Annotated in this window: 23 protein-coding genes and 1 riboswitch; of the genes, 17 read left to right on the top strand and 6 right to left on the bottom strand. The window is 64.6% G+C overall.

From position 1 onward, the window contains the following. Positions 1–574: dihydropteroate synthase (gene folP / locus B2Z70_RS01115; protein WP_292980073.1), on the top strand; the 574-nt coding region annotated here is incomplete at its 5' end. Here the strand turns inward: folP and B2Z70_RS01110 are convergent. From B2Z70_RS01110 to B2Z70_RS01100, 3 genes are all read right to left on the bottom strand, one after another. Further along, a complete protein-coding gene (locus B2Z70_RS01110) occupies positions 562–1,191 on the bottom strand; it encodes an ankyrin repeat domain-containing protein (RefSeq protein ID WP_292980071.1) in 630 nt (209 codons plus the stop codon). The two genes, folP and B2Z70_RS01110, sit on opposite strands and share 13 nt — an antisense overlap. A 61-nt stretch (positions 1,192–1,252) precedes the next feature. Beyond that, positions 1,253–3,313, bottom strand: coding sequence for a DEAD/DEAH box helicase (locus tag B2Z70_RS01105; protein WP_292980069.1), 2,061 nt, complete (start codon positions 3,311–3,313; stop codon positions 1,253–1,255). 167 nt (positions 3,314–3,480) lie between these two features. Continuing rightward, positions 3,481–5,277 (bottom strand): ABC transporter ATP-binding protein, encoded by a 1,797-nt coding sequence (locus B2Z70_RS01100; RefSeq protein ID WP_292980067.1) that lies wholly within the window; start codon positions 5,275–5,277, stop codon positions 3,481–3,483. Between the two features lie 386 nt (positions 5,278–5,663). On the opposite strand from B2Z70_RS01100, the gene thiD reads away from it, so the two are divergent. After that, positions 5,664–6,545 carry a bifunctional hydroxymethylpyrimidine kinase/phosphomethylpyrimidine kinase gene (gene thiD / locus B2Z70_RS01095; RefSeq protein ID WP_009801854.1) on the top strand — a complete coding sequence of 294 codons (882 nt, stop codon included), beginning with the start codon at positions 5,664–5,666 and terminating at the stop codon, positions 6,543–6,545. Here the strand turns inward: thiD and B2Z70_RS01090 are convergent. Together B2Z70_RS01090 and B2Z70_RS01085 are read right to left on the bottom strand one after the other, a co-directional pair. After that, positions 6,542–7,441, bottom strand: coding sequence for a DMT family transporter (locus B2Z70_RS01090; protein WP_292980065.1), 900 nt, complete (start codon positions 7,439–7,441; stop codon positions 6,542–6,544). The two genes, thiD and B2Z70_RS01090, sit on opposite strands and share 4 nt — an antisense overlap. Beyond that, positions 7,438–8,607, bottom strand: a complete 1,170-nt coding sequence (locus B2Z70_RS01085) for an aminotransferase class V-fold PLP-dependent enzyme (protein WP_292980063.1) — start codon at positions 8,605–8,607, stop codon at positions 7,438–7,440. Before B2Z70_RS01085 ends, B2Z70_RS01090 begins: the two co-directional genes overlap by 4 nt. A gap of 91 nt (positions 8,608–8,698) precedes the next feature. Here B2Z70_RS01085 and B2Z70_RS01080 point away from each other — a divergent pair, with 91 nt between their 5' ends. From B2Z70_RS01080 to B2Z70_RS01050, 7 genes are all read left to right on the top strand, one after another. Then, positions 8,699–9,865 (top strand): phosphoserine transaminase, encoded by a 1,167-nt coding sequence (locus tag B2Z70_RS01080; protein WP_292980061.1) that lies wholly within the window; start codon positions 8,699–8,701, stop codon positions 9,863–9,865. A 92-nt stretch (positions 9,866–9,957) separates the two neighbouring features. Continuing rightward, positions 9,958–11,247 carry an adenylosuccinate synthase gene (locus tag B2Z70_RS01075; protein WP_292980059.1) on the top strand — a complete coding sequence of 430 codons (1,290 nt, stop codon included), beginning with the start codon at positions 9,958–9,960 and terminating at the stop codon, positions 11,245–11,247. 201 nt (positions 11,248–11,448) lie between these two features. Next, positions 11,449–11,937 (top strand): DUF892 family protein, encoded by a 489-nt coding sequence (locus tag B2Z70_RS01070; RefSeq protein ID WP_292980057.1) that lies wholly within the window; start codon positions 11,449–11,451, stop codon positions 11,935–11,937. Positions 11,938–11,978: 41 nt separating this feature from the next. Further along, positions 11,979–12,428 carry a PA2169 family four-helix-bundle protein gene (locus B2Z70_RS01065; RefSeq protein ID WP_292980055.1) on the top strand — a complete coding sequence of 150 codons (450 nt, stop codon included), beginning with the start codon at positions 11,979–11,981 and terminating at the stop codon, positions 12,426–12,428. A gap of 93 nt (positions 12,429–12,521) precedes the next feature. Further along, on the top strand, positions 12,522–13,385 hold the full coding sequence (locus B2Z70_RS01060; RefSeq protein WP_292980053.1) for an AraC family transcriptional regulator: 864 nt from the start codon (positions 12,522–12,524) through the stop codon (positions 13,383–13,385). Between the two features lie 23 nt (positions 13,386–13,408). Then, entirely contained in the window at positions 13,409–14,932 is a 1,524-nt protein-coding gene (locus B2Z70_RS01055; protein ID WP_292980051.1) for a serine hydrolase, read from the top strand. Between the two features lie 98 nt (positions 14,933–15,030). Beyond that, positions 15,031–16,305 carry a dipeptidase gene (locus tag B2Z70_RS01050; RefSeq protein WP_292980049.1) on the top strand — a complete coding sequence of 425 codons (1,275 nt, stop codon included), beginning with the start codon at positions 15,031–15,033 and terminating at the stop codon, positions 16,303–16,305. Between the two features lie 70 nt (positions 16,306–16,375). Here the strand turns inward: B2Z70_RS01050 and B2Z70_RS01045 are convergent, their stop codons facing one another. Continuing rightward, on the bottom strand, positions 16,376–16,795 hold the full coding sequence (locus B2Z70_RS01045; protein WP_162010983.1) for a helix-turn-helix domain-containing protein: 420 nt from the start codon (positions 16,793–16,795) through the stop codon (positions 16,376–16,378). A 254-nt stretch (positions 16,796–17,049) separates the two neighbouring features. Here B2Z70_RS01045 and B2Z70_RS01040 point away from each other — a divergent pair, with 254 nt between their 5' ends. From B2Z70_RS01040 to B2Z70_RS01005, 8 genes are all read left to right on the top strand, one after another. After that, entirely contained in the window at positions 17,050–17,274 is a 225-nt protein-coding gene (locus B2Z70_RS01040; protein ID WP_009801843.1) for a RebB family R body protein, read from the top strand. A gap of 17 nt (positions 17,275–17,291) precedes the next feature. Next, positions 17,292–17,801 carry a hypothetical protein gene (locus tag B2Z70_RS01035; RefSeq protein ID WP_292980044.1) on the top strand — a complete coding sequence of 170 codons (510 nt, stop codon included), beginning with the start codon at positions 17,292–17,294 and terminating at the stop codon, positions 17,799–17,801. A gap of 80 nt (positions 17,802–17,881) precedes the next feature. Next, positions 17,882–18,760, top strand: a complete 879-nt coding sequence (locus B2Z70_RS01030; protein WP_292980042.1) for a hypothetical protein — start codon at positions 17,882–17,884, stop codon at positions 18,758–18,760. Positions 18,761–18,790: 30 nt separating this feature from the next. Further along, the gene (locus tag B2Z70_RS01025) at positions 18,791–19,189 is read left to right on the top strand and encodes a hypothetical protein (protein WP_292980040.1); all 399 of its coding nucleotides are present in this window, start codon (positions 18,791–18,793) and stop codon (positions 19,187–19,189) included. A 12-nt stretch (positions 19,190–19,201) separates the two neighbouring features. Continuing rightward, complete coding sequence (locus tag B2Z70_RS01020) at positions 19,202–19,342, top strand: hypothetical protein (RefSeq protein ID WP_292980038.1); 141 nt, start codon at positions 19,202–19,204, stop codon at positions 19,340–19,342. Positions 19,343–19,557: 215 nt separating this feature from the next. Further along, entirely contained in the window at positions 19,558–19,848 is a 291-nt protein-coding gene (locus B2Z70_RS01015; RefSeq protein ID WP_009801838.1) for a RebB family R body protein, read from the top strand. A 178-nt stretch (positions 19,849–20,026) separates the two neighbouring features. After that, positions 20,027–20,131: riboswitch (TPP riboswitch) on the top strand. After that, entirely contained in the window at positions 20,127–20,507 is a 381-nt protein-coding gene (locus B2Z70_RS01010) for an MmcQ/YjbR family DNA-binding protein (protein ID WP_292980034.1), read from the top strand. Its footprint overlaps the riboswitch before it by 5 nt. A 39-nt stretch (positions 20,508–20,546) precedes the next feature. Next, a partial coding sequence (locus B2Z70_RS01005; RefSeq protein ID WP_292980032.1) for a phosphomethylpyrimidine synthase ThiC occupies positions 20,547–21,385 on the top strand: 839 nt, incomplete at its 3' end.

Genomic DNA, 21,385 nt, shown 5'->3' with positions numbered 1-21,385 from the left:
CGACGCAGCGATCTCCATCGACACCATGAAGCCGGGCGTCGCCCGCGCCGCCGTGCATGCCGGCGCAGGGTTGTGGAATGACGTCAATGCGCTTCGGGCCGAAGGCGCGCCGGAAACCGCCATGGAGCTGGGCGTGCCGGTCTGTCTGATGCACATGCAGGGCGAACCGCGCACCATGCAGGCTGATCCGCACTATGATGATGTGGTCAATGATGTGGCCCGCTATCTGGGCCAGCGAGTCGGCGTGTTGTTGTCGACCGGGTTCGACCGCAGCCTGATCGTGCTCGATCCGGGCATCGGCTTCGGCAAGACGCTCGAGCACAATCTCAAGCTCATCGCCTCGCTCGAGCATTTCGTCTCGCTGGGCCTGCCGGTGCTGTTCGGCGCGTCGCGCAAACGCTTCATCAACGCGATTGACGAGACGGCGACGGACGCCCTGGATCGGCTGGGCGGGTCCCTGACTGTTGCCTTGCAGGCGGCCCGGGCAGGCTGCGCCATCGTGCGCGTGCATGATGTGCGCGAGACGGCGCAGGCGCTCAAGGTTCAGGCGGAGATTGCTCGCTACGCTGACTGACGTCCGTCCAGAGCGGCCCGCAAAGCGGCGTCAGACTGGATCTGTTCACTCGTTCGCCACTCCGCCTCCGGCTGCAGACCCGCCGCAACCAGCAGGGTGGCGCAGGCGACCTGCCCGCCCCGCGCGCCGGGTGGCGGATCGAGCCGCCCCTGCACGGCCCATCCGAGCGGCGTGCCGTGATACTGGGTGTCGCGCAGGAAAATGTAGACGCCGTGATCAATCAGGCGTTTGACGAGATCGGGCAGGCCCATGATGGCGGCCCAGTGCAGGGCCGTGGCGCCGAAGACGCCGCGCGGGTCCGGATTGGCGCCTTTGTCCAGTAGCCGGTGCGCAATGGCGGGACAGGACAGGCTGATGGCGCTGATCAACAGCGTATCGCCATTGCCCGGGTGCACAGCATCAAGATCGGCGCCCGCCGAAATCAGGGCGTTCGCGAACGCCAGACCCTGGCCTTCACTCAGTCGGCCGTCAAATACGCGATCACAGATCGCATGGATCGGATGCGGGGCGTGATCGCCCTCGATTACAGGCGCATTGGTCAGATGCGGCTGCTGGGCCAGCAACCGGCTGAGCCCGCTCGGGTCCTGCGTGTCGAGGCAATCGATAAGTCTGGACATAAAACAAGCCTGCCGCAGGGCGGCAGGCTTGTCCTGTCCGTCTCATGACCTCTTGGTCAGATTAGCCGGTCTTGCGCTTGATGCGCTTCAGCGGACGGTCGCCGCCTTCGGACTTCTTGAAACCGGACGGCTTGCCGCCTTCGGCTTTCTTGAAGCCGGGCTTGCCGCCATCGCGCTTCTTGAAGCCCTCGCGCTTGCCCGCATGGGGCTTGTCGCCAAAGGAGCGCTCACCCTCGCGTTTCTTGAACGCAGGCTTGTCGCCATAAGAGCGCTCGCCGTCCCGCTTCTTGAAGTCGCCGGACTTGCCGCCCTTGGGCGCCCAGTCGCGCTTGGGACGGGTGTCTCCGCGGGCATCATCAAGCGAGCCCGAGAAGAAGTCGTCATCATCATGCGAGCGCTTGGCGGCGCGTTCGGCCTTGCCCGGGCGCGGCGTGCGCTTGGGCTTGCCGCGATCGCGGTCGCCGCCGCGCGGACCACTGCCAAAGCCCGGCCCGGCGGTCTCGAACGGCTCATCGCCCGCGATTGTGACCCGCACATTCTTGTCGGTTTCGCGCGGCTGATTCATCGCCTCGGTGAAGCCGTCGATCTTGTCTTCGGCGATCTGGAAGCGGGTGGCCGTCTCGCCAATGCGGATCGCGCCGATATCATTGCCGACAATCCCGCCCACACGGCAGATCAGCGGCACCAGCCAGCGCGGTTCGGCGCGTTGCTTGCGGCCCAGATCAATCTCGAACCATTGACCGGCGTCAAAATCCTCGCGGCCCCGACGCGGACCCCGGTCGGCGCGCTCTTCGCGCTGACGCTCGGGCGGCGTGCCTGACAGCTCTTCGGGCGCCGGCATGCGGCGTTCCAGCTCGGACAGGAAGGCGGCGGTCAGCTTCTCGGCGCCGAAGCGCTCGATCAGCTCGCGGATTTCCTCAAGCCGGTCCTCATCCACATCCTGGGAGAGGGCGGGGTGATCGCCCAGACGTTCGCGGTCTTTCTCGCGCACGAGATCGGCGTCGGGGGCATCCACCCACTCCGCCTGCACCTTGGCTTCGCGCAGCAGGCGGATGACCCGGCCCTTGCGCGAGCTGGCGACGACAAAGACGCTGGTGCCCTTCGCGCCGGCTCGGCCGGTCCGGCCAGAGCGGTGCAACAGGCTTTCGGCATTGGTCGGCGGCTCGGCATGGACCACCAGATCAAGACCCGGCAGGTCGATGCCGCGGGCGGCGACATCGGTGGCGACGCAGACGGTCGCCCGGCCATCACGCAGCGCCTGCAGCGCCTTGGTGCGTTCAGCCTGGGTCAGCTCGCCCGACAAAGCCACGGCGTGGAAGCCGCGATTATGGAGCTTGGCGGCCAGACGGTTCACCGCATCGCGGGTGGCGCAGAACACCAGCGCGCGCGGGGCGGCGTGATAGCGCAGCACGTTGATGACGGCGTTCTCGCGGTCATGACCGGCCACGGTGTGCGCCAGATAGGTGATGTCGGCGTGCTGGTTCGTCGCGCTCAGGGTCGAGATGCGCAGCGCGTCGCGCTGATAGGTCTCGGCGATGCGCGCGATCTCTTTGGACACGGTGGCCGAGAACAAGAGCGTGCGGCGCTCTTCCGGGGCGGAGCCCAGGATGAACTCAAGATCCTCACGGAAACCGAAATCGAGCATTTCGTCCGCTTCATCGAGCGCAATGGCGCGAATGTTGGACAGATCGAGCGCCTTGCGTTCGATATGGTCGCGCAGACGGCCCGGCGTGCCCACCACGATATGCGCGCCGCGTTCGAGTGCCCGGCGCTCGGTGCGCGGATCAAGGCCGCCCACGGCGCTGGCGAGTTTCGCGCCCGCTTCGGCATAGAGCCAGTCAAGCTCGCGCTGGACCTGAAGGGCCAGTTCGCGGGTCGGGGCGATGATCAGAGCGAGCGGCGCGCCGGCCTGGGGCAGGCGGTCTTCGCCCGCTAGCAGGGTGCCGGCCATGGCCATGCCGAACGCCACGGTCTTGCCCGAACCGGTCTGGGCGGAGACCAGCAGGTCCCGGCCATCGGCCTCATCGGTCAGCACGGCGTTCTGGACGTCAGTCAGGGTCTCATAGCCCTTCGCCTCCAGCGCCGTGACCAGCGCGGAGGGGATGGTGTTGGGGAAACTCATATGTACCTCGCAAAGGACGTCGCCTCACAATCCCTTGCTTGAGGCAGTCCCGAAAACCTTGTCGCGCGGAGATCCCCGGCGCGACTGAGCGGCGGCTGATAGCAGGCCTCGCACCGAAAAGATACGAAAAACCTGCATCAGCCCCGAAATGGCCTTGATTGGACCGCTCAGCCTTCCGCCAGCGCGGCGAGGCGCGCGTAGACGCCTTCGCCCTGGCTCGCCAGTTCATCATGCGTGCCCTGTTCCACGACCCGACCCTTGTCAAAGACCAGGATGCGGTCCGCGTCGCGGATGGTGGACAGGCGGTGGGCGATGACGATGGCGGTCTTGCCGCGCGTCACATCCTCCATCGCCAGCTGGACATCGCGTTCGGTCTCGTTGTCGAGCGCGCTGGTCGCCTCGTCAAAGATCAGGATCGGGGCGTCCGCCAGCACGGCCCGCGCAATGGCGATCCGCTGGCGTTCGCCGCCCGACAGCTTCACCCCGCGCTCGCCCACCAGCGTGTCATAGCCCTTGGGCAAGCTCATGATGAAGTCATGGGCGCGGGCGCGGCGGGCCGCATCCTCGATCTCCTCAAGGGTCGCCTCAGGCCGGGCATAGGCGATGTTCTCCGCAATCGAGCGGTGAAACAGCGCCGGGTCCTGAGGCACGAGCGCGATGGAGCGCCGCAGGCTCGACTGGGTGACTGTGCGCACATCCTGTCCGTCTATGACGATGGCGCCGTCTTCGACGTCATAGAGACGCTGGACGAGCTTGACGAAGGTGGACTTGCCCGACCCGGTGGGACCGACCAGCGCCACTTTCTCACCCTGGGGAATGGTCAGGCTGAAGCCGTCATAGAGCGGCGTATCCTGACCGGCATAGGTGAAGCGCACATCCCTGAAGACGATCTCGCCCTCGACCGGGGTGAAGTCGGGCGCGCCGGGCAGATCCGCGATCTGGGCGTCGGTTTTTGCGAAGGTGGCCAGGTCCTGGATCTCGTCGAGACCGCGCTGGACGTTCTGCACTTCCTCGCCGAAACGCCGCATATAGCCCGCCATCATCAGGAAGGCGGTGATGCCGAACACCACATCGCCCGCCGTCGCGCCGCCTTGCGTCCACAGCTGCAGCAACAGGCCCGCCAGCCCCGCCTGCAGCAGGATCACGGCGGTCATCTGGATCAGCCAGGCATTGGTGAACCGGTACCAGGTCTTTTTCGCCTGCGCCCGCCAGCCCCAGGCCAGCGCGTGGAAGCGGCTGTCCTCGCGCGCTTCCGCGCCAAAGCTTTTCACCGTGGCGACGCCGGAGATGACGTCGGCGATCGCGCCGCCCAGTTCGGAATCCTTGGCGTTGGAAATGACGTTCTGCGGGCGGATGTAATAGGTCGACACCAGCACGGTCAGCACGATGAAGGTGAAGGTGACTGCAAGCGCGTAGATCCCCACCACGGGCCAATGGATGAGCATGTAGACGCCGAGTGCGACCATCACGCCGATGGACGGGATCATCGAGAACCACAACGTGGCTGTGATCGTGTCATACGCCCACATGCCGCGCGTGATCTTGCGCACGACCGCGCCGGCGAAGGCGTTGGCATGCCAGTCCGCGCTGAAGCGCTGCACCTTGGCGAAGGCTTCAGAGGTCATGTCCGCCATGTTGGCGCTGGAGAACGGGATCTCGCAGCGCACCATGATCTGCCGCGCGGCGTTCACCAGAATGGCGAGGCCCACGAACACGGCGAGCGCGGTCCAGTGACTCTGGCCGGTCGGGTCGGCGTTCGCCCCGCTGATCGTGTCGATCAGTCGACCCGCGGCCACGGGAATGAAAACGTCCGCCAAAGTGGCGAGCGCGGAAAAGCTCACCACCAGGCTGAACAGCCAGGGGCGCCGGCGCCATTGGCGGGCGACAAAGCTCAGTACAGCGAAATTGGAGAGGACCCGCTCGGTTTGAGCGTCCTGGTCCTCGAAGTCTTCGAAATCGGTCATCTCGGTCCTGCATGCGTGCACTCATCCCTGGCCGGTAACCGGCGGCGGGCGAGGCGCGACCTTTGTTAGCTGCGGAGAAGGCGAGGGATTTAGCGATTGGGCCAAACGCGATGCGCGCTCAGGTCCGCGGTTGCTGCGACGCTCACCGCCCGGGTTTCACCAGGCCGCCGCGGCTATCAGGATCGTGGCACGGGTCCGAGAACTCCTTCTGGACAGAGGCTCTGTCAGGATGAGCGTGCTTACTCCATTCCGGCGCGAGGGGCCAGTGATGCCCCGGGCAAATAGTGGCGTTTGAGTTCCAGTGTGTCTGATCGGGCACAGCCGTGGCGCTTGCACCTTTCACCGTCACCGACTAGCTCAAGCCCGTCACAAGACGGAGCACGACCATGACCGACGCCAGCGAGACGCTCGACGAGACCCAGTTCGAAGATCCCAAGGGCCGGGTGCTGATCATCGCCGGGTCGGACAGCTCGGGCGGCGCGGGCATTCAGGCCGATATCAAGACGGTGACGGCGCTGGGCGGATACGCCTCGACTGCGATCACCGCGGTGACGGTTCAGAACACCCAGGGCGTGACCGGCGTGCACCCGATCCCGGATGAGATCATTGCGGCCCAGATCGAGGCGGTGCTCTCTGATATCGGAGCCGACGCCATCAAGACCGGGATGCTGGCCAGCGTCAGCACCATTGAGACGGTGGTCAAAGCGCTGGATGAAGCGAAAACCGCCGGCCTGCCGCTGATCGTGGACCCGGTGATGGTCGCCGGCTCTGGCGACAAGCTGATCAGCGAGGACACGGCCGAGGCGATCCGCACCGAGCTGCTGCCCCGCGCCAGCCTGATCACGCCCAACGCGCCCGAAGCGGCGGTTCTGGCGGGCGGAACCATCGAGGATCTCGATGACCAGCGCGCCGCCGCAGACGAACTCCTGGAGATGGGCGCCAAGGCCGTGCTGATCAAAGGCGGGCATCTGGAAGGCTCTCAGATCATTGACCTTCTGGCGACCCGCAATGGCGTGCGCCTGTTCACCCGCCCGCGCATCCATACGCGTCATACCCATGGCACAGGCTGTACCCTGGCCAGCGGCATTGCCGCCCTGATGGCGCAAGGTCTGGGGCTGGATCGCGCGGTCGAGATGGCGGGCGATTACCTGTACGAAGCGATCCGCCGCGCGCCCAAATTCGGCAAGGGCAATGGCCCGGTCCAGCATGGCTGGACGGTCAATGCGTCCGAGTTCGCGCAGGCGCCGGTCCGGGGCGATCTGGACTAGGGCGCGACCCTGGGCTTGCGCCGGGCCACATACACCCCCAGCAGGATGACGCCGAGCGCAATCAGCGTGGTCAGCGTCATGGGTTCGCCGCGAGCCAGACCGATCACCGCGGCGACCACGGGCACCATGTAGTTGATCAGGGCGATGAAGGACGCGCCGACTTTTCGCGCCACGCCCATATAGACAATGGTGGCGAGGGCGGTGGGCAACAGGCCAAGGGCCAGCACCGCCATGATGGACGGCAGGCTGGGCGTGATGGCCGGGCCCGCCACGATGTCGTAAAGCGCCACCGGCAGGCTCAATACCGCCGCGCAGATCATCGAGCCGGCTGCGATCACGCTGGGCGGGGTTTCAGGCGAGGCCTGATAGGTCACCGCGTTGGCGGCATAGCTCAGCGTGGCGATGAAGATCAGGAGCTGGGCCAGAAAGTCCGCCTCCAGCATGCCCTTGAGCGCCGCCGGCCCCATCAGGATCACAATGCCGGAAAAGCCGATGAGAAAGCCCGAGGCTTTCCTCAGGCTCAAGCGTTCATTGGGCAGGATGAAATGCGCGGCCGCGATCACCGTCAGCGGCATCATACCCATCAGGATGCCGGCGATCCCCGACGGCACCGTCTTCTGCCCGATGGCGATCAGGGTGAAGGGCAGGGCGTTCCCCAGAAGCCCAAGCGCCAGGAACCACAGCCAGCGCACATCCTTGAGGGGCGGGAAGCGGCGACGACGATAAAAGGCCCAGCCGGTCAGGATGACCGCGGCGAGGCTCAATCGCCCCAACACGATGATGGAGGGCGGCAGGGTGTCGACCGCGACCGCGATGAAGGCGAACGCGCTGCCCCAGACGAGCGCCAGCAGGCCGAGCGCGCCCCAGCCCTTCGGTCCTGGAGAGTCCGGCGTCATCCCAGTATGGCCTTCAACGCCGTCACGAGACGGTCCACGTCATCGGCCGTATTGTAAATATGGGCGCTGATCCGCAGGCGCGGCCCGCGCTGGGAGGCGTGGACGTCATGCTCGCGCAAGGGCGCGGCCAGATCAGCGGGCGCCCCGTCTGGCAGGCTGAGCGACAGATAATGGGGCGCCTGTTCGGGAATGTCGGCGCACAGGCCCAATGGGGCGACCGCCTCCTTGATGAGCGTGCTGGTCGCGGCGCATTGCCGCGCGATTTCATCAACCCCGATACCGTTGAGAAGGTTGAGGCTTTCCAGCGCGGCGGGCAGCAGCTGGTGATTGGAGCGTTCGCCCATGTCAAAGCGGCGCGCGCCAACGTCGTAGGTGTCGCGATAATCGATCAGACGCGAGAAATCCTGGGAGTCGCTGCGGTTGATCCAGTTCTCTTCCAGCGGAACCCCGTCCTGATGGCGGGGCGCCGCATAGAGATAGCCGGTGGCGTAGGGGCCGAGCATCCATTTATAGGCGGCGGCGACCACGAAATCGGGGTCGATGGTCTTGACGTCAAAGGGCATGACGCCGAGCGACTGGGTCAGGTCGAGCACAAGAGCGGCGCCCTGCGCCCTGGCGGCCTTCGAGACGGCTTCAAGATCCACACGTCCGCCATCAATCCAGTGCAATGCCCCGCAGGCGACCAAAGCCGTGCGTACGCCAATCGCGTCGAGCAAGGCGTTGGTCCAGGTCTGTTCGGTCTCACGCTTGACGGTCCTGATTTGCGCGCCGGTCTCTTTGGCCAGCGCCCGCCATGTATAGACATTGGAGGGGAATTGTCCGTCCAGGATGACGATTTCATCGCCCGGCTTCAGCGACAGATTGCGCGCCGCCGTCGCCAGCCCGTATGAGGCGGCGGGCACAATCGCAATGTCGTCGGGTTTCGCACCGAACAGTTTCGCCGCTTCCGCACGCACGCTTTCTGGCAGGTCGAAGAAGGTCTGCGTGGTGGTGTGGCCCCAGGGGCGCAGCTTGTCGCGATAGGCGGCGTGACCGGCCTCTGCGGCCTTGATTGGCAAGGGTCCGACCTGGGCGGCGTTGAAATAGGCGGTGTCGGGGGGCAGGTCGAACAGGGCGCGATAATCGGTCATGGCTTTTGCGCTACGCTCCGGAGGTTTGAGGGTCAAGGGAGGATTTTCCAACCTTTGCGCAATTGACCGCACATGCAGCACGGCCTACCCGTGAGCTTTCTTGTCATAAAGCTGAGGTCATCGTGTCATGACGGTTCTCAAACCCACCAACCGCCCCAATGACGCCCGTTTCTCCTGCGGGCCTACCAAGAAGCGTCCGGGTTGGGAACTCTCTGCATTGGCCGCCGCGCCGCTGGGCCGCACCCACCGCGGCGGAACGCCGAAAGCGCGTCTGGCCGAAGCCATCGAGCGCACGGCGGCGATCCTCGAAATTCCCGACGACTACAAGGTGATCATCACCCCGGCCTCCGATACGGGCGCCATGGAAGGAGCGATGTGGTCCATGCTGGGCGCGCGCGGCGTGGATGTGCTGGCGTGTGATGAGTTTGGCGGTCGCTGGCTGATCGATGCGCGCGACGAGCTTAAGCCCGAAGGTCTGACCATTCACCACGCCCCGTACGGCGTTGCGCCGGACTATTCCAAGGTCGACTTCAAGAACGATGTCGTCTTCACCTGGAACGCCACGGCGGCGGGCGTGCGCGTGACCGATGGCGACTGGATCAAGGATGATCGCGAGGGCCTGACCATCTGTGACGCGACGTCAGCCGCGTTCGCGATGGATCTGCCCTGGTCCAAGCTCGATGTGACCACCTTCAGCTGGCAGAAATGCATGGGCGGGGAAGCCCAGCACGGCATCGCCATTCTCAGCCCGCGTGCGCGTCAGCGCCTGCGCGAGTATCGCCCCAGCTGGCCCGTGCCGCGCATCCTGCAACTGTTTGAAGCGGGCGACGAGACCGCCAAGATCTATGAAGGCTCCACCATCAACACCCCCTCGCTTCTGTGCACCGAGGATTATCTCGATGCGCTCAAATGGGCGGCGAAAGAGGGCGGGGTTTCGGCGCTGATCGATCGCACCCAGGCCAATTTCGATGCGCTGGCGGACTGGGTCGAGAAGACCGACTGGATCGACTTCCTGGCGAAAGAACCCGCCACCCGATCGCAAACCTCGGTGACGCTGAAGTTTTCCGGCAAGGAGCTCGAGGGCAAGTCCGAGGAAGAGCGCTGGGCGGTCTCGCGTCGCATGGGCGTCTTGCTCGATCGCGAGGAAGCGGCGTTTGACGTCATTCCCCACCCCAAGGCCCCGGCCGGACTGCGCATCTGGTGCGGACCGACCATTGATGCGGACGATGTGGTCGCCCTCGGGCCGTGGCTGGACTGGGCCTATCACGAAGCCCTCGCCAACCCGGCGGACTAGGCGTCCACAGGGCTTTGCCAGCGCGCTTCTTGCCCCATGGCTGAGAAGCGCGTAAGCCACCCCCGGTTTTTCCGCGATACGGAGTATGCGCGATGTCCAATGTTGTGGTTGTCGGCGCCCAGTGGGGCGATGAGGGCAAGGGCAAGATTGTCGACTGGCTGTCTCATCGCGCCGACGTGGTCGTGCGCTTTCAGGGCGGTCACAATGCCGGTCACACGCTGGTCGTGGATGGGGTGACCTACAAGCTGTCGCTGATGCCGTCCGGCGTCGTGCAGAAGAAGCTGTCCCTGATCGGCAATGGCGTGGTCGTCGATCCCTGGGCCTTCATCTCAGAGATCGAGAAAGTGCGCGAGCAAGGCGTGGACATTAGCCCCAAGCTCGTGCGCGTGGCGGAAACCGCGACCCTGATCCTGCCGGTCCACCGCGAACTCGACGCCATGCGCGAGAACCGCGATGACGGCATGAAGATCGGCACCACCCGTCGCGGCATCGGTCCGGCCTATGAAGACAAGGTGGGCCGCCGCTCGGTCCGCGTGATCGACCTTGCGGACGAAAAGCAATTGCGTCGCCGGGTGAGCGAACTGCTGCATCACCACAACGCCCTGCGTCGCGGCATGGGCGTGGAAGAAGCCGATCCGGACGCGCTGGTTGCTGAATTGCTCGAGATCGCGCCGAAGATCCTGCCCTTCGCCGATCCGGTCTGGCGCACGCTCGACAAGGCGATGTCGGACGACAAGAAGATCCTGTTCGAAGGCGCGCAGGGCGCGTTCCTCGACGTGGATCACGGCACCTACCCCTTCGTGACCAGCTCCAACACCGTCGCGGGCCAGGCCGCCGCCGGGTCGGGCGTCGGTCCGGGCAAGGTCGGTTATGTGCTGGGCATTGTGAAAGCCTACACCACCCGCGTGGGCGAGGGCCCGTTCCCCACCGAGCTGACCGATGAGATCGGACAGAAGATCGGCGAGCGCGGGCGTGAATTCGGCACTGTCACCTCCCGCCAGCGCCGCTGCGGCTGGTTTGACGCCGTGCTGGTGCGCCAGTCGTGCAAGATCAACGGCATCAATGGCGTGGCGCTGACCAAGCTCGATGTGCTCGACGGTTTTGACGAGCTGAAGGTCTGCATCGGCTACAAGTTCAATGGCGAGATGTATGACCGTCTGCCTGCGGGCACGGGCGCCCAGGCGGGCGTCGAGCCGGTCTATGAAACCTTTGAAGGCTGGTCAGGCTCCACGGCAGGGGCCCGCTCCTGGGCGGATCTGCCCGCGCAAGCGGTCAAGTATGTGCGCCGCATCGAGGAGCTGATCGAAACGCCGGTGGCGCTCCTGTCCACCAGCCCGGAACGTGACGACACCATCCTGATGCAGGATCCCTTCAAGGGCTGATCCTCGGACAGCCATGATCGGACAAAGGGCGGCTCTCGGGCCGCCCTTTTTGTTGTCCGCGTCGTGACCGAAGCCTGAGAAGACTTTGGAACGCCATCGGCCAGCGGACGTTGAGTCAGGACAACGCCGAACATCGAACCCCGTGACCGTCCCCCCGTCGTCGCCGTTCGTTGTTCAGAACCGCAATCGAGGAGATGACCGATGGACAGCCTTAAAGATCTTTATATCGACCAGCTGCAGGACCTTTACAGCGCTGACAAACAAGCGCTTTCGGTTTCCAAGGACCTCGCCAAAGCCGCGTCCAACTCCAACCTCAAGGAGGCGCTGGAGCGCAATGTCGGCGGCATCAGCAAGGGCATGGAGAAGGTCAAGACCCTGATCCAGGATCACGGCGCCGACCCAAAGGGCGAGCATTGCAAGGGCATGGAAGGTCTGGTCACCGAAGCCCGCGCTCACGCGCTTGAAGCCGATATCAGCGACAAGGATGTGCGAGACGCATCCATTATCGCGCAGACCCAGCGCATGACCCATTACGCGCTGGCCGGCTATGGCGTGGTTCGTGCGTTCGCCCAGCGTCAGGGGCTGAAATCAGACGTCGAAGTTCTGCAGGACTGCCTGGATGAGACCTATGGCGGCGATCGCGAGCTCACGCGCATTGCCGAGACTCAGGTCAACGCCGCTGCGGCCTAGGTCGCGCGACGCTCATCCCTCATACGTGAATGGAGGTCCTGATGGGACACCAGACCGCACAATCATTGAACAATATCATTCCCATCCTCATCGATAGCCGTCGCGGCTACGAGATGGCTGCGGACCTGTGTGATGACGATTATGTGCACAAGGCGAAATTCCTCAAGAAGATCGCCGAGCGCGCCGCCATCACCGCCGAGTTTCAGGCGCATGTCCGTCTTCAGGGTGAAGAGTCCAAGGAGAAGGGCGGCCCTCTGGGCAAGCTGCATCGCATGCTCACCGGCATGAGCAAGAATTTTGGCAGCGAGGAGAAGACCGCGCTCAAGGCCATTGATGATGGTGAGGCGTTCCTCCAGCAGGCCTGTGAGACCGAGCTGGAGAAAGACGATGTGGACTCTGTCGGCCGCAACCTGCTCAAGCAGGCGCTGAGCTCGGCCAAGAGCGGCGAATCCTATGCCGAGGCCGAGGCCGAGGCTGAAGCCGAAAGCTGAGATGACATCTGACACCCTGCATCTGACATGACTGTCACTTGCATCGTGACTAGGGCCGGCGATCCTTCGCCGGCCTTTTGTTATGGAGCGAATGTGACCGAGAGCGCTGACCCTGCCGCGACCCCTGCCGGTTTCGCGAAGACGCCGAAGCGACGCAGTCTTCACCAGGGAGAGCTGGGAGAGCTGGTGCTGAGCTTCTATCCGGCGGGTCATCACATGGCCGAACACGCCCATGATGTGGACCAGCGTTCGATCATCCTGTCCGGCGCGCTGGCGGAGGATACGCCCTCTAACGCGGCAACGCCGGGCATGAGCCATATCGGTTTCAAGGCCGCAGGCGTGCGCCATGAGAACCGTTACAGCGCCCAGGGCGCCCTGATCCTGGCGCTGAACTCGGCGCCTGACCGGGATGTCGGGCCGGGCTGGGGATGGGCGCCCAGCCCCTGGGCGTCTCAGATCGGCGCCGTGCTGTCGGCGGCTCGGAGCCGGGGCGCGTTTTCAGAGGATGCGTTGACGGACCTGCTCGCGCTGATGTCTGGCGCGGAACAGGCGTCTGAACGCCCCGCGCCAGGCTGGCTGGTCCGGGTTCGCGAGGCCGTGAGAGCGGATCCGGATGGTGTTGATCTGCAAGTTTTGGCGAATGAGGCCGGCGTTCACCGGGTGCACCTGTCGCGCGCCTATAGCCGCCATTTCAACGCTCCGATCAGCGTTGAACGCCGTCGCGTCCGCATGGGGCGGGCGGTGCAGGCGCTGCTGGAAGATGAGGCGTCGCCCGCCCACGCCGCCTTCGAGGCGGGGTTTGCCGATCAACCGCATTTCGCGCGGACCCTGAGGGCCGAGACAGGCCTGACCCCGCGCGGACTGGTCAGGGTCTTTACGGATGAGAGGCGCCCGGCTGAAGAGGTTACAAGCGTTCAAGACCGGACCGCGGCGCCCGCCTATCGTGCAGCCTCATGATGAAGACTGTTCTGGAGACTGATATGCGAACCTTGGCTCTGACCGTGTGTGCAGCCGTATCTGGAGTGTGCGCCGCCACGGCTTCGACTGCGGCGCAAACCCCGCAGGACGCGGCGGTGCGGATGGAGGCGTTCCTGGGCGGGTTTCCGGATCTGGGACCGGGTTACGCGGTCGTTGCGGTGACCGCCGATGAGGTCCTGATCCGTCATGTGGAAGGTGTCCGGCGGGTTGGAACCGGCGCGCCGCTCACGGCGCAGACGCCGGTCTATATCGCATCCCAGACCAAGGCCTATATGGGTGTGCTGGCGGCGCGACTGGATGCGGAGGGCGTGCTCAGCCTTGACTCCACGCTGGCTGATCACTGGCCGGATGTGCGCTTTCCCGACGGGATTGATCCGGCGGCCTGGACCTTGCGGGACCTTCTGAGTCATCAGGTCCCGGTCGAGGCCGATCTGATCACGATGCTCGAGGCCTACGTCACCCGTGTGGATCCTGCTGATTATCCGATGCTGATCGAGGCCGTCATGACGGCCCGCAAACCCGGCTTTGACTACAGCAATCTGGGCTACAACCTGTATGGCGCGATCCTCGAGACCGTGACCGGGCGGACCTGGCAGGACTGGCTGGACGAGGACGTCTTCACGCCGCTGGGGCTCGCGCATACCAGCGCCCGCACTTCTGATTTCAGCCTGGATGAGCAAAGCTGGAACCATATCTGGACCGGGCCGGAGGACGGGTGGTACGAGGTGCGGCCCAAGACGGATGGCCAGATGCAGTCCGCGGGCGGGATCACCACCGCCCCCGATGACATGATCGTCTGGCTGCAGATGAACTTGCGCGGCGAGGGGCCTTCGGGCAGCGGTCTGACCGCCGCCGTCCTCAACGAGGCCCATGCCATCGCCGCCGAGGTCAGCCGGGACGCGCGCAACGCCTATGAGCTGCCTTGTTACGGCTATGCGCTGGGCTGGAATGTCTGCGACTTTGAAGGGCATACGCTCTACGCCCATGGCGGCGGCTATACCGGCGCGCGCACCATGATGGCGTTCTCGCCCGATCTGGGAGTGGGGATCGGGGTGTTCTCCAACTCCGACAACATGACCGGCTGGCTGACCAGCCGCACCATGATCCAGTTCCTCCAGTTCGTGATTGACCACGAGGACGCCGACATGTGGATGGCCGAGCGCCAGCGGCAATATCCAGAGCGCGTCGCGCGCCTCCTGGAGGCCCGCCTGGAGAGCGTTGCGGCGCATCGCGCCAATGCCGCTTTCGGCGATTGGAGCTGGGCCCCGGATGATGCGGCGCTGTCCGAGTATGCGGGCGTCTATGAAAACCCGGTGATGTACGCCCCGGTGACGGTCCGGATCATGGAGGGGCGTCTGCACGCGGCGTGGGGAGATTACGCCTTTACGGGTGCGCCGGCCCGTGAAGACGTGTTCGGACTGCAGCAGCATCCGCTGGATGATCTGCTGCCGCTGGAATTCGAGCGCAATGGCGCGGGCGAGATCATCGCGCTGTCTTATGAGGAAACGCGCTTCGAACGCCGCTAATCGCGAATGTCTTTATGCGCCGCGGCGTCCCGGCCTTGCTCCTCTCCCCGTTCGGGGACTAGCCTTCATCGTCCTAAATAAGAACAGGGGAGAGGGCGATGAAGGCTTGGCTCGCGGGCGCTGCGGCGCTGGCGCTCACAGGATGCGTGAGCGTGGATTATTCCGAAGAGGCGGGGTACGCCCCTTTTGCTGAGGAGGGCCGTGACGCTCTGCGCGGCGCGGAGGCGCTGGGCGCCACCGATCGGTCGCTGCACGACCGGGTTCTGACCATGGACACCCATGTGGACATCGGACAGGGCTACGCCACGGCGGCGCTCGATCCGGGCGGCTTCACCCGCGCTCAGGTCGACCTTCCGAAGATGCGCGATGGCGGGCTCGATGCCGCCTTCTTCATCGTCTATGTCGGCCAGGGCACGATCAGCCCGATCGGGTATGAGGACGCCGCGGGGCAGGCCGAGGAGAAATACCAGGCCATCATGCGGATGATCCGCGGCTATCCCGATCAGATCGCCCTGGCGACCACCGCGGACGAGGTCGAGGCGATCCATGAGTCCGGTCGCCTTGTCGCGCTCATCGGCATGGAGAATTCCTGGCCGCTGGGCGAGGATCTGTCCAATGTGGCGATGTGGGCGGAGCGCGGCGTGCGCTATGTCTCCATCACCCATTTCGGCAACAACCAGTTCGGCGGCAGCTCCAACCCCAATCTCGCCCAGGGTGACCCTGCCGAGGATCCGGGGCTGACCGAGCTGGGACGGGGTCTTGTGCGTGAGCTGAACGACCATGGCGTCATGGTCGACGTTTCGCATGTCGGCAAGCGCACCATGCTCGAAGCGATTGCGTTAAGCCGGGCGCCGGTGCTCGCCAGCCATTCGGGCGCGCGCGGCGTTTATGATCATCCGCGCAATCTCGATGACGAGCAATTACGCGCCATTCGCGACAATGGGGGCGTCGCCCAGATGGTCGCTTTCCGTCGGTATATCGGCGAGGTGGATCCCGAGCTGGCCGAGGCCGAGCGCGCCCTCGCCGAGGAAATGGGCTTCACCAGCCGACAGGCTTTCGCCCAGGCGAGCGACAGTGAACGCGACGCGTATCAGGCGCGTTTGAGAGCGCTGCGGGCGTCGATGAACGACATCACGATCTCCACCCTTGCGGACCATATCGATCACGCCGTTCAGGTGGCCGGCATCGATCATGTGGGTATTGCATCCGACTTTGACGGAGGCGGAGGCGTTGGCGGCTGGGATGACGCCAGCACCACGCCGGCGGTGACGGCGGAGCTGATCCGTCGCGGCTATTCCGAAAGCGATATCGCCAAGATCTGGGGCGGCAACCTGCTTCGGGTCATGCGCGAAGTGGAAGCGGCGGCGCGATAGTCCGCTGGAGTGACGTTCGGTCTTCAACGCCGGCGCCGGAAGGCGTCGGCGTTGTCGTGTCTGGATGTGTTCAGGGTGCGGGTTCAGGGCTGCGCGACTGAGCGCTGACCCTTTGCAACCTCTGAACCGTGCGCAGGCTGATCCCGCACAAATGGGCGACCTCGGCCGTCGAGGCGCCGGCGCTGAGCGCCTCGACGGCGATAAATCGTCGAATGTTTTCGATAAATCCTGACTTTGACTGGATCTCCACATATCCGGTCTGGCCGGCGTTGTTCATGACGACCGAGGTGAAACGCGCAGATCCGGGAATGTCTTCAAGGATCTTCTGCGTACTGATCCGGCGCGAAGCGTGCCGATCAAGATAGGCCAGGCCGCGGGCGACGCCACATTGAAAAAACAACTCTACGGTGAACCAGTTCAGGTGCGGGCAAAGTGCGTCAAAATGCGTCTCGATGAACTGGATCAGGGTGGGGTCCTGAGTCGCGCTCAATCGGGGCGCTATCAATGTTTATGGTTTGTCAGTGGTTTCTATTGGACTGGCCAGGGTGTCGCCCTGGCTGTCTGGAAGGCAGTAAGAAGTCACCCTGTCTCTCCTCTGGGCTTGAAGCTCTCCGCGAGAGTGCGGTTCCATCTTTGTTCGGCTTCAATTTAAGCGCGAAGTCAATCTGCAACGCAAGGGACATTGTCGCCATAGCGACTCTCGCGCTGGTTGTTTTTAGTTAACCTGTACCCAGGAGGCGAAACATGGCGACGAACGAAGAGGTCAACGGGAAAATCACCGATGCGGTGTCGCAAACCGCGGTCGGCGTGTTGGCCGAAGCGCCAGCTGTCGCGATTGGCGCGCTGTATCAGAGTCTGGCGAACGCCAATGGCCTGGCGCTGTCGAACTCGGTCTCCAACCAGCAGAACCTCAATCAGCTCAATCCGTCGATCGTCGCTCAGGCGATCGCCAAGATTAACGGCGGCTAGGCCCGGAGACGCATGACATGGCCAGACAACCCACTCCCCGAACGCCGCGGTCCCGGTTGAAGGCGGACAAATCCGGTCCCTCAGCGGCCCAGGCGGCTGAAGACGCCGCCCTGAAGGACGCTGCCCGCGATGGCCAGACGCTCGCGGACGATGCGGTCTCCGCCGAAAGGGACGCTCTGGAGAGCGCCAGTCTGCCAACCGCCATAACCGATATTCAGAAGGCGGCGAGCTTCAATCAGGCGCAGCTCACGGCGCAGACGGGCGAAGTGCTGGGCGCACTGGAAAGCCCGCTCGCCGATCAGGCGGCGGTCATGATGCTCGAGGATCTGCGCGGCTACATGCAGGGCTCCGAGCAACTGGTGCTCGCCGCTTCCGGTCAGGCCATGGCGCTGCTGCTCGATCCGGCCACGCAGGACACCGGCAAGAAGGCGCTGCAGGAGCTGGCGACCTGGCAAAGCTCGCTGATCACCTTCTCAGGCTCGGTGACCAGCACCGCCAGCACCATCAAGACCGACTTTTCGGGATGAGACGCGCCCCGCCCCGTCGCAGGACGCCCGCGCGCGGCCTCGCCCAGAACCGATCCAACCCATCCGGAAGGGGAACCCCCATGTCGTGCACTGCCCAGAATTCGCTGACCACCTCGGGGTCGACCTTCGCCAAGCCAGTGTTTGCGCCGGGGCTGAAGACGATCGCTGAGGCCTCATCGCTGGCCTATGTCCAGGCCGTGGGGGAGAGCTATACCGCGCAGGGCGCGCCGCGCCTGCACTATGGAGCGAGGACGGCCGAGAGCGATGGCAATGGCGTGGTTCAGATCACGCTGGCCGGCTGCCAGATGAGTCCGCTGATGCGGCCGGTCTTCGTCCCGGATCTGTCAAGCTATGCCAGCCTTCTGATTGAAGGCGGCGCCAATGAGCGCGGCCTGGTGCTGATCAGCTGCGCCCAGACCGGAACAGCGGGGCAGGTGACCCTGATCCTGACGATCGCCCCCTACGCCACGGTGAGCGACATCTCCCAGGGGGATCACAACGGCATCCTGCAGATCATGCCGCCGACGCAGGACATCCTGTCCACGACGATGACGCTGCAGGCCAATGTGCTCGGCGATTATGAGTACACGACCCAGTCCAGCACGGTGGCGTTCAGCACATTATCCAATTCGGAAATCGCGGACCTGACGCAGCGGCTTGAAGGCGAGACTTCGGATCTTGTGGCGGCGATCGCGGCGAACCTGATGGTCGCCGCTCCGACCCGGCTTTCGGTCGGGGAGGCGTTGCGGGTGACCGAACTGGGCAAGACCTGGATCATCGGCGGGCTTCAGATTGTCGGGGCGCTGGCCACTCTGGGGGGCGGGATCCTCGGGGCCAAAGGCCTGCACGATAACAATAACGCCATGAAGTACTGGGGCATCGGACTGTCCACGCTGGGCGGTTTGTGCCGCGGCGCCGCAGGCATGGTCGGCGCCTTCCTGGAACCGGAAGACGCCTAGCGCCAGTGCGCGGCCAGGCAGGAGGCAGACATGACCCTTGAAGACAGGATCGCCCGGGAAGTCGCCCGCCAGATCGCCCCGCTCAACGAGGTGCTGAACCAGATCTGGGCGCAGATGCAGGCGGAGGCGGACGTGCCCAGTCCTCCGATCCCGGACCCGCCCATACCCGACCCGTCGATCCCGGATCCCTCCATTCCGCAAACGCCCATACCGGACACGCCGATCGACCTGCCGCCCATTCCCGGTCTGGGGGCGCAGTCGGGGCCGGGCGGAGCAAGGCCGCCAACGCCTCAGAACGAAGCGGAGATCCGCCAGCAGCTCGAACGGGCGACCCAGGCCCGCCAGCAGGAGCAGTCCGCCGCCATCGCCCGTCGCACCGCGATGATCCAGGCCCGCATCGCCCGGAAACTGAACGCCTTCCAACGCTAAAGGAGACCCACCATGAGTGACGACAAGCAGATTACCTTGACCATCGACGAATTGTCGGTTGTCAGCAATGAGAACATCGCCACCAACGCCAGCGCCAGCTCTCTGGCCAAGCTGTTTGAAGGCAATGTCCAGTCCCAGCTTCTCAACAACTAGACCGCAGCGGCCACCACGGCGACCTGCGTCGCCTACATCCTGACGCTGGGCCGCAGCGCGGAAAGCATCTGGAATCCGATCGGCGGCCCGTCGGTCAACGTCCAGCAGGACTGATCCCAAGTTTCTGAAGGCGTCAGCGCCCCAGAAAACCCGGCGGATCCGGCTCACAGGGCCTCGGGTCTGCCCTTCACCACGAAAACCAATGAGGACAGAACATGACGACGCAAGCTAACGAGCAAGTGAATTCCCAGGTCACCGACGCCGTGACCCAGTCCAACGTCAAGGTGGTCGGCGAAGCCCCGGCCATGGCTATGGGCAACGTCTATCAGGCGCTGGCGCACTCGCACGGCCTGATGTTCGAGAACGCGGTGAACGCACAGTCGCACGCCTTCACCAATGCGCAGGCCGCCTCCACCCAGGGCGTGATGCAGATCTATTCTGTGGACACCATCTCCGACGCCATCGCCGTCGCCCGGATGATCTCGGCCAACTTCTCGTCCACCTAAGACGCGAAAAAGCCGACGAGATTGCTCCCGTCGGCCTGGCTTTGGACTTCAGACCCGCTCCGGTCTCCCGGGCGGGTCTTTTTTTTATCTGTGCTGAATATAGCCGAGCCCGCTCCCATTGCCCAGCCCCGCCTGAACGCAAGCCCTTGCCAAGCGGGTCGGTCGTCTTCAGTGTGGCGTCAGTTCCAAGGGGTGTCCCGTGCGGTGGTCGTACGGGGCTGAGACGTCACCCTCAGGACCGGATCCGGGTCATGCCGGCGGCGGGATGGAGCAGCGCGATGACGCTCGAAGACTATAATGAGTTCTGTGCCTCCCTTCCTCACGCGGCCCATGTGGTCCAGTGGGGCGGCGCCCATGTCTGGAAAGTGGGCGGGCTGGAGAAGGGCAAGGTCTTCGCCATCGGCATGTGGCCGGACTCCGCCGGGCCGCTCGCCATCACCTTCAAATGCTCCGAGATTGTTTATGAAGTGCTGCGCGACGCCGAAGGCTGTCGCCCCGCGCCCTATCTCGCCAGCCGCGGCATGACCTGGATCCAGCGTCTGACCGACGCCGCCGTCTCCGATGCGGAACTCTCCGACCATTTGCGCGCTTCGCATGCCCTTGCCGCGCAAGGGCTGACGAAGAAGCGACGCACCGAACTTGGCTTGCTGGATCTCTAGCAGCCCGACCTCGCTCACCTCTCACTGAAAGCTCGCGCCATGAACAAGCCCACCAACCAGGCCGAATTTCCGACCCCGACCGTGACCACCGGCCCGCTGGCCGGCTCAAAGCGCGTCTATTCTTCGCCCAAGGCGGCGCCGCATCTGAAGGTGCCCCATCGCGAGATCGAGCTTCATCCCACCGCGATGGAGCCGCCGGTGCGCGTTTATGACTGTTCGGGCCCCTATACTGATCCGAACCAGTCCATCGACGTCGAGAAGGGCCTGCCGCGCACCCGCATCGACTGGGTGAAGGCCCGCGGCGGCGTGGAAGAGTATGAGGGCCGCGAGCCGAGCCCGCTCGATAATGGCGGCGCGACGGGCAAGTATCTGGCGCGCGAGTTTCCGGTGCGTCACCGCCCGCTGCGTGCTGTCGGCTCAGCGCCCGTGACCCAGTATGAGTTCGCGAAAGCGGGCATCATCACCGATGAGATGATCTATGCCGCCGAGCGCGAAAATCTCGGTCGCGCCCAGGCGCTGCACGACGCCCATATCCGCCATGCGGATGGGGAGAGCTTTGGCGCGGCGGTGCCCGAATTTGTGACGCCGGAATTTGTGCGCGACGAGATCGCCCGCGGCCGCGCCATCATCCCCGCCAATATCAACCATGGCGAGCTTGAGCCCATGGTGATCGGGCGGAATTTCCTCGTGAAGATCAACGCCAATATCGGCAATTCCGCTGTCGCCTCGTCCGTCGAGGAAGAGGTGGACAAGATGGTCTGGGCCATCCGCTGGGGCGGGGACACGGTGATGGACCTCTCCACCGGCAAAAACATCCACAACACCCGCGAATGGATCCTGCGCAACTCGCCCGTGCCCATCGGCACCGTGCCGATCTA

Source organism: Oceanicaulis sp. UBA6590 (genome assembly GCF_002433705.1).
GTDB lineage: Bacteria > Pseudomonadota > Alphaproteobacteria > Caulobacterales > Maricaulaceae > Oceanicaulis.
This window is presented reverse-complemented; position numbering and strand designations above follow the sequence as displayed.

Bases quoted from the DNA above. Each gene is read 5' to 3' on its own strand.
- B2Z70_RS01110 (WP_292980071.1), bottom strand. From the start codon at position 1,191: ATGTCCAGACTTATCGATTGCCTCGACACGCAGGACCCGAGCGGGCTC.
- B2Z70_RS01105 (WP_292980069.1), bottom strand. From the start codon at position 3,313: ATGAGTTTCCCCAACACCATCCCCTCCGCGCTGGTCACGGCGCTGGAG.
- B2Z70_RS01100 (WP_292980067.1), bottom strand. From the start codon at position 5,277: ATGACCGATTTCGAAGACTTCGAGGACCAGGACGCTCAAACCGAGCGG.
- thiD (WP_009801854.1), top strand. From the start codon at position 5,664: ATGACCGACGCCAGCGAGACGCTCGACGAGACCCAGTTCGAAGATCCC.
- B2Z70_RS01090 (WP_292980065.1), bottom strand. From the start codon at position 7,441: ATGACGCCGGACTCTCCAGGACCGAAGGGCTGGGGCGCGCTCGGCCTG.
- B2Z70_RS01080 (WP_292980061.1), top strand. From the start codon at position 8,699: ATGACGGTTCTCAAACCCACCAACCGCCCCAATGACGCCCGTTTCTCC.
- B2Z70_RS01075 (WP_292980059.1), top strand. From the start codon at position 9,958: ATGTCCAATGTTGTGGTTGTCGGCGCCCAGTGGGGCGATGAGGGCAAG.
- B2Z70_RS01070 (WP_292980057.1), top strand. From the start codon at position 11,449: ATGGACAGCCTTAAAGATCTTTATATCGACCAGCTGCAGGACCTTTAC.
- B2Z70_RS01065 (WP_292980055.1), top strand. From the start codon at position 11,979: ATGGGACACCAGACCGCACAATCATTGAACAATATCATTCCCATCCTC.
- B2Z70_RS01055 (WP_292980051.1), top strand. From the start codon at position 13,409: ATGCGAACCTTGGCTCTGACCGTGTGTGCAGCCGTATCTGGAGTGTGC.
- B2Z70_RS01050 (WP_292980049.1), top strand. From the start codon at position 15,031: ATGAAGGCTTGGCTCGCGGGCGCTGCGGCGCTGGCGCTCACAGGATGC.
- B2Z70_RS01040 (WP_009801843.1), top strand. From the start codon at position 17,050: ATGGCGACGAACGAAGAGGTCAACGGGAAAATCACCGATGCGGTGTCG.
- B2Z70_RS01035 (WP_292980044.1), top strand. From the start codon at position 17,292: ATGGCCAGACAACCCACTCCCCGAACGCCGCGGTCCCGGTTGAAGGCG.
- B2Z70_RS01030 (WP_292980042.1), top strand. From the start codon at position 17,882: ATGTCGTGCACTGCCCAGAATTCGCTGACCACCTCGGGGTCGACCTTC.
- B2Z70_RS01025 (WP_292980040.1), top strand. From the start codon at position 18,791: ATGACCCTTGAAGACAGGATCGCCCGGGAAGTCGCCCGCCAGATCGCC.
- B2Z70_RS01020 (WP_292980038.1), top strand. From the start codon at position 19,202: ATGAGTGACGACAAGCAGATTACCTTGACCATCGACGAATTGTCGGTT.
- B2Z70_RS01015 (WP_009801838.1), top strand. From the start codon at position 19,558: ATGACGACGCAAGCTAACGAGCAAGTGAATTCCCAGGTCACCGACGCC.
- B2Z70_RS01010 (WP_292980034.1), top strand. From the start codon at position 20,127: ATGACGCTCGAAGACTATAATGAGTTCTGTGCCTCCCTTCCTCACGCG.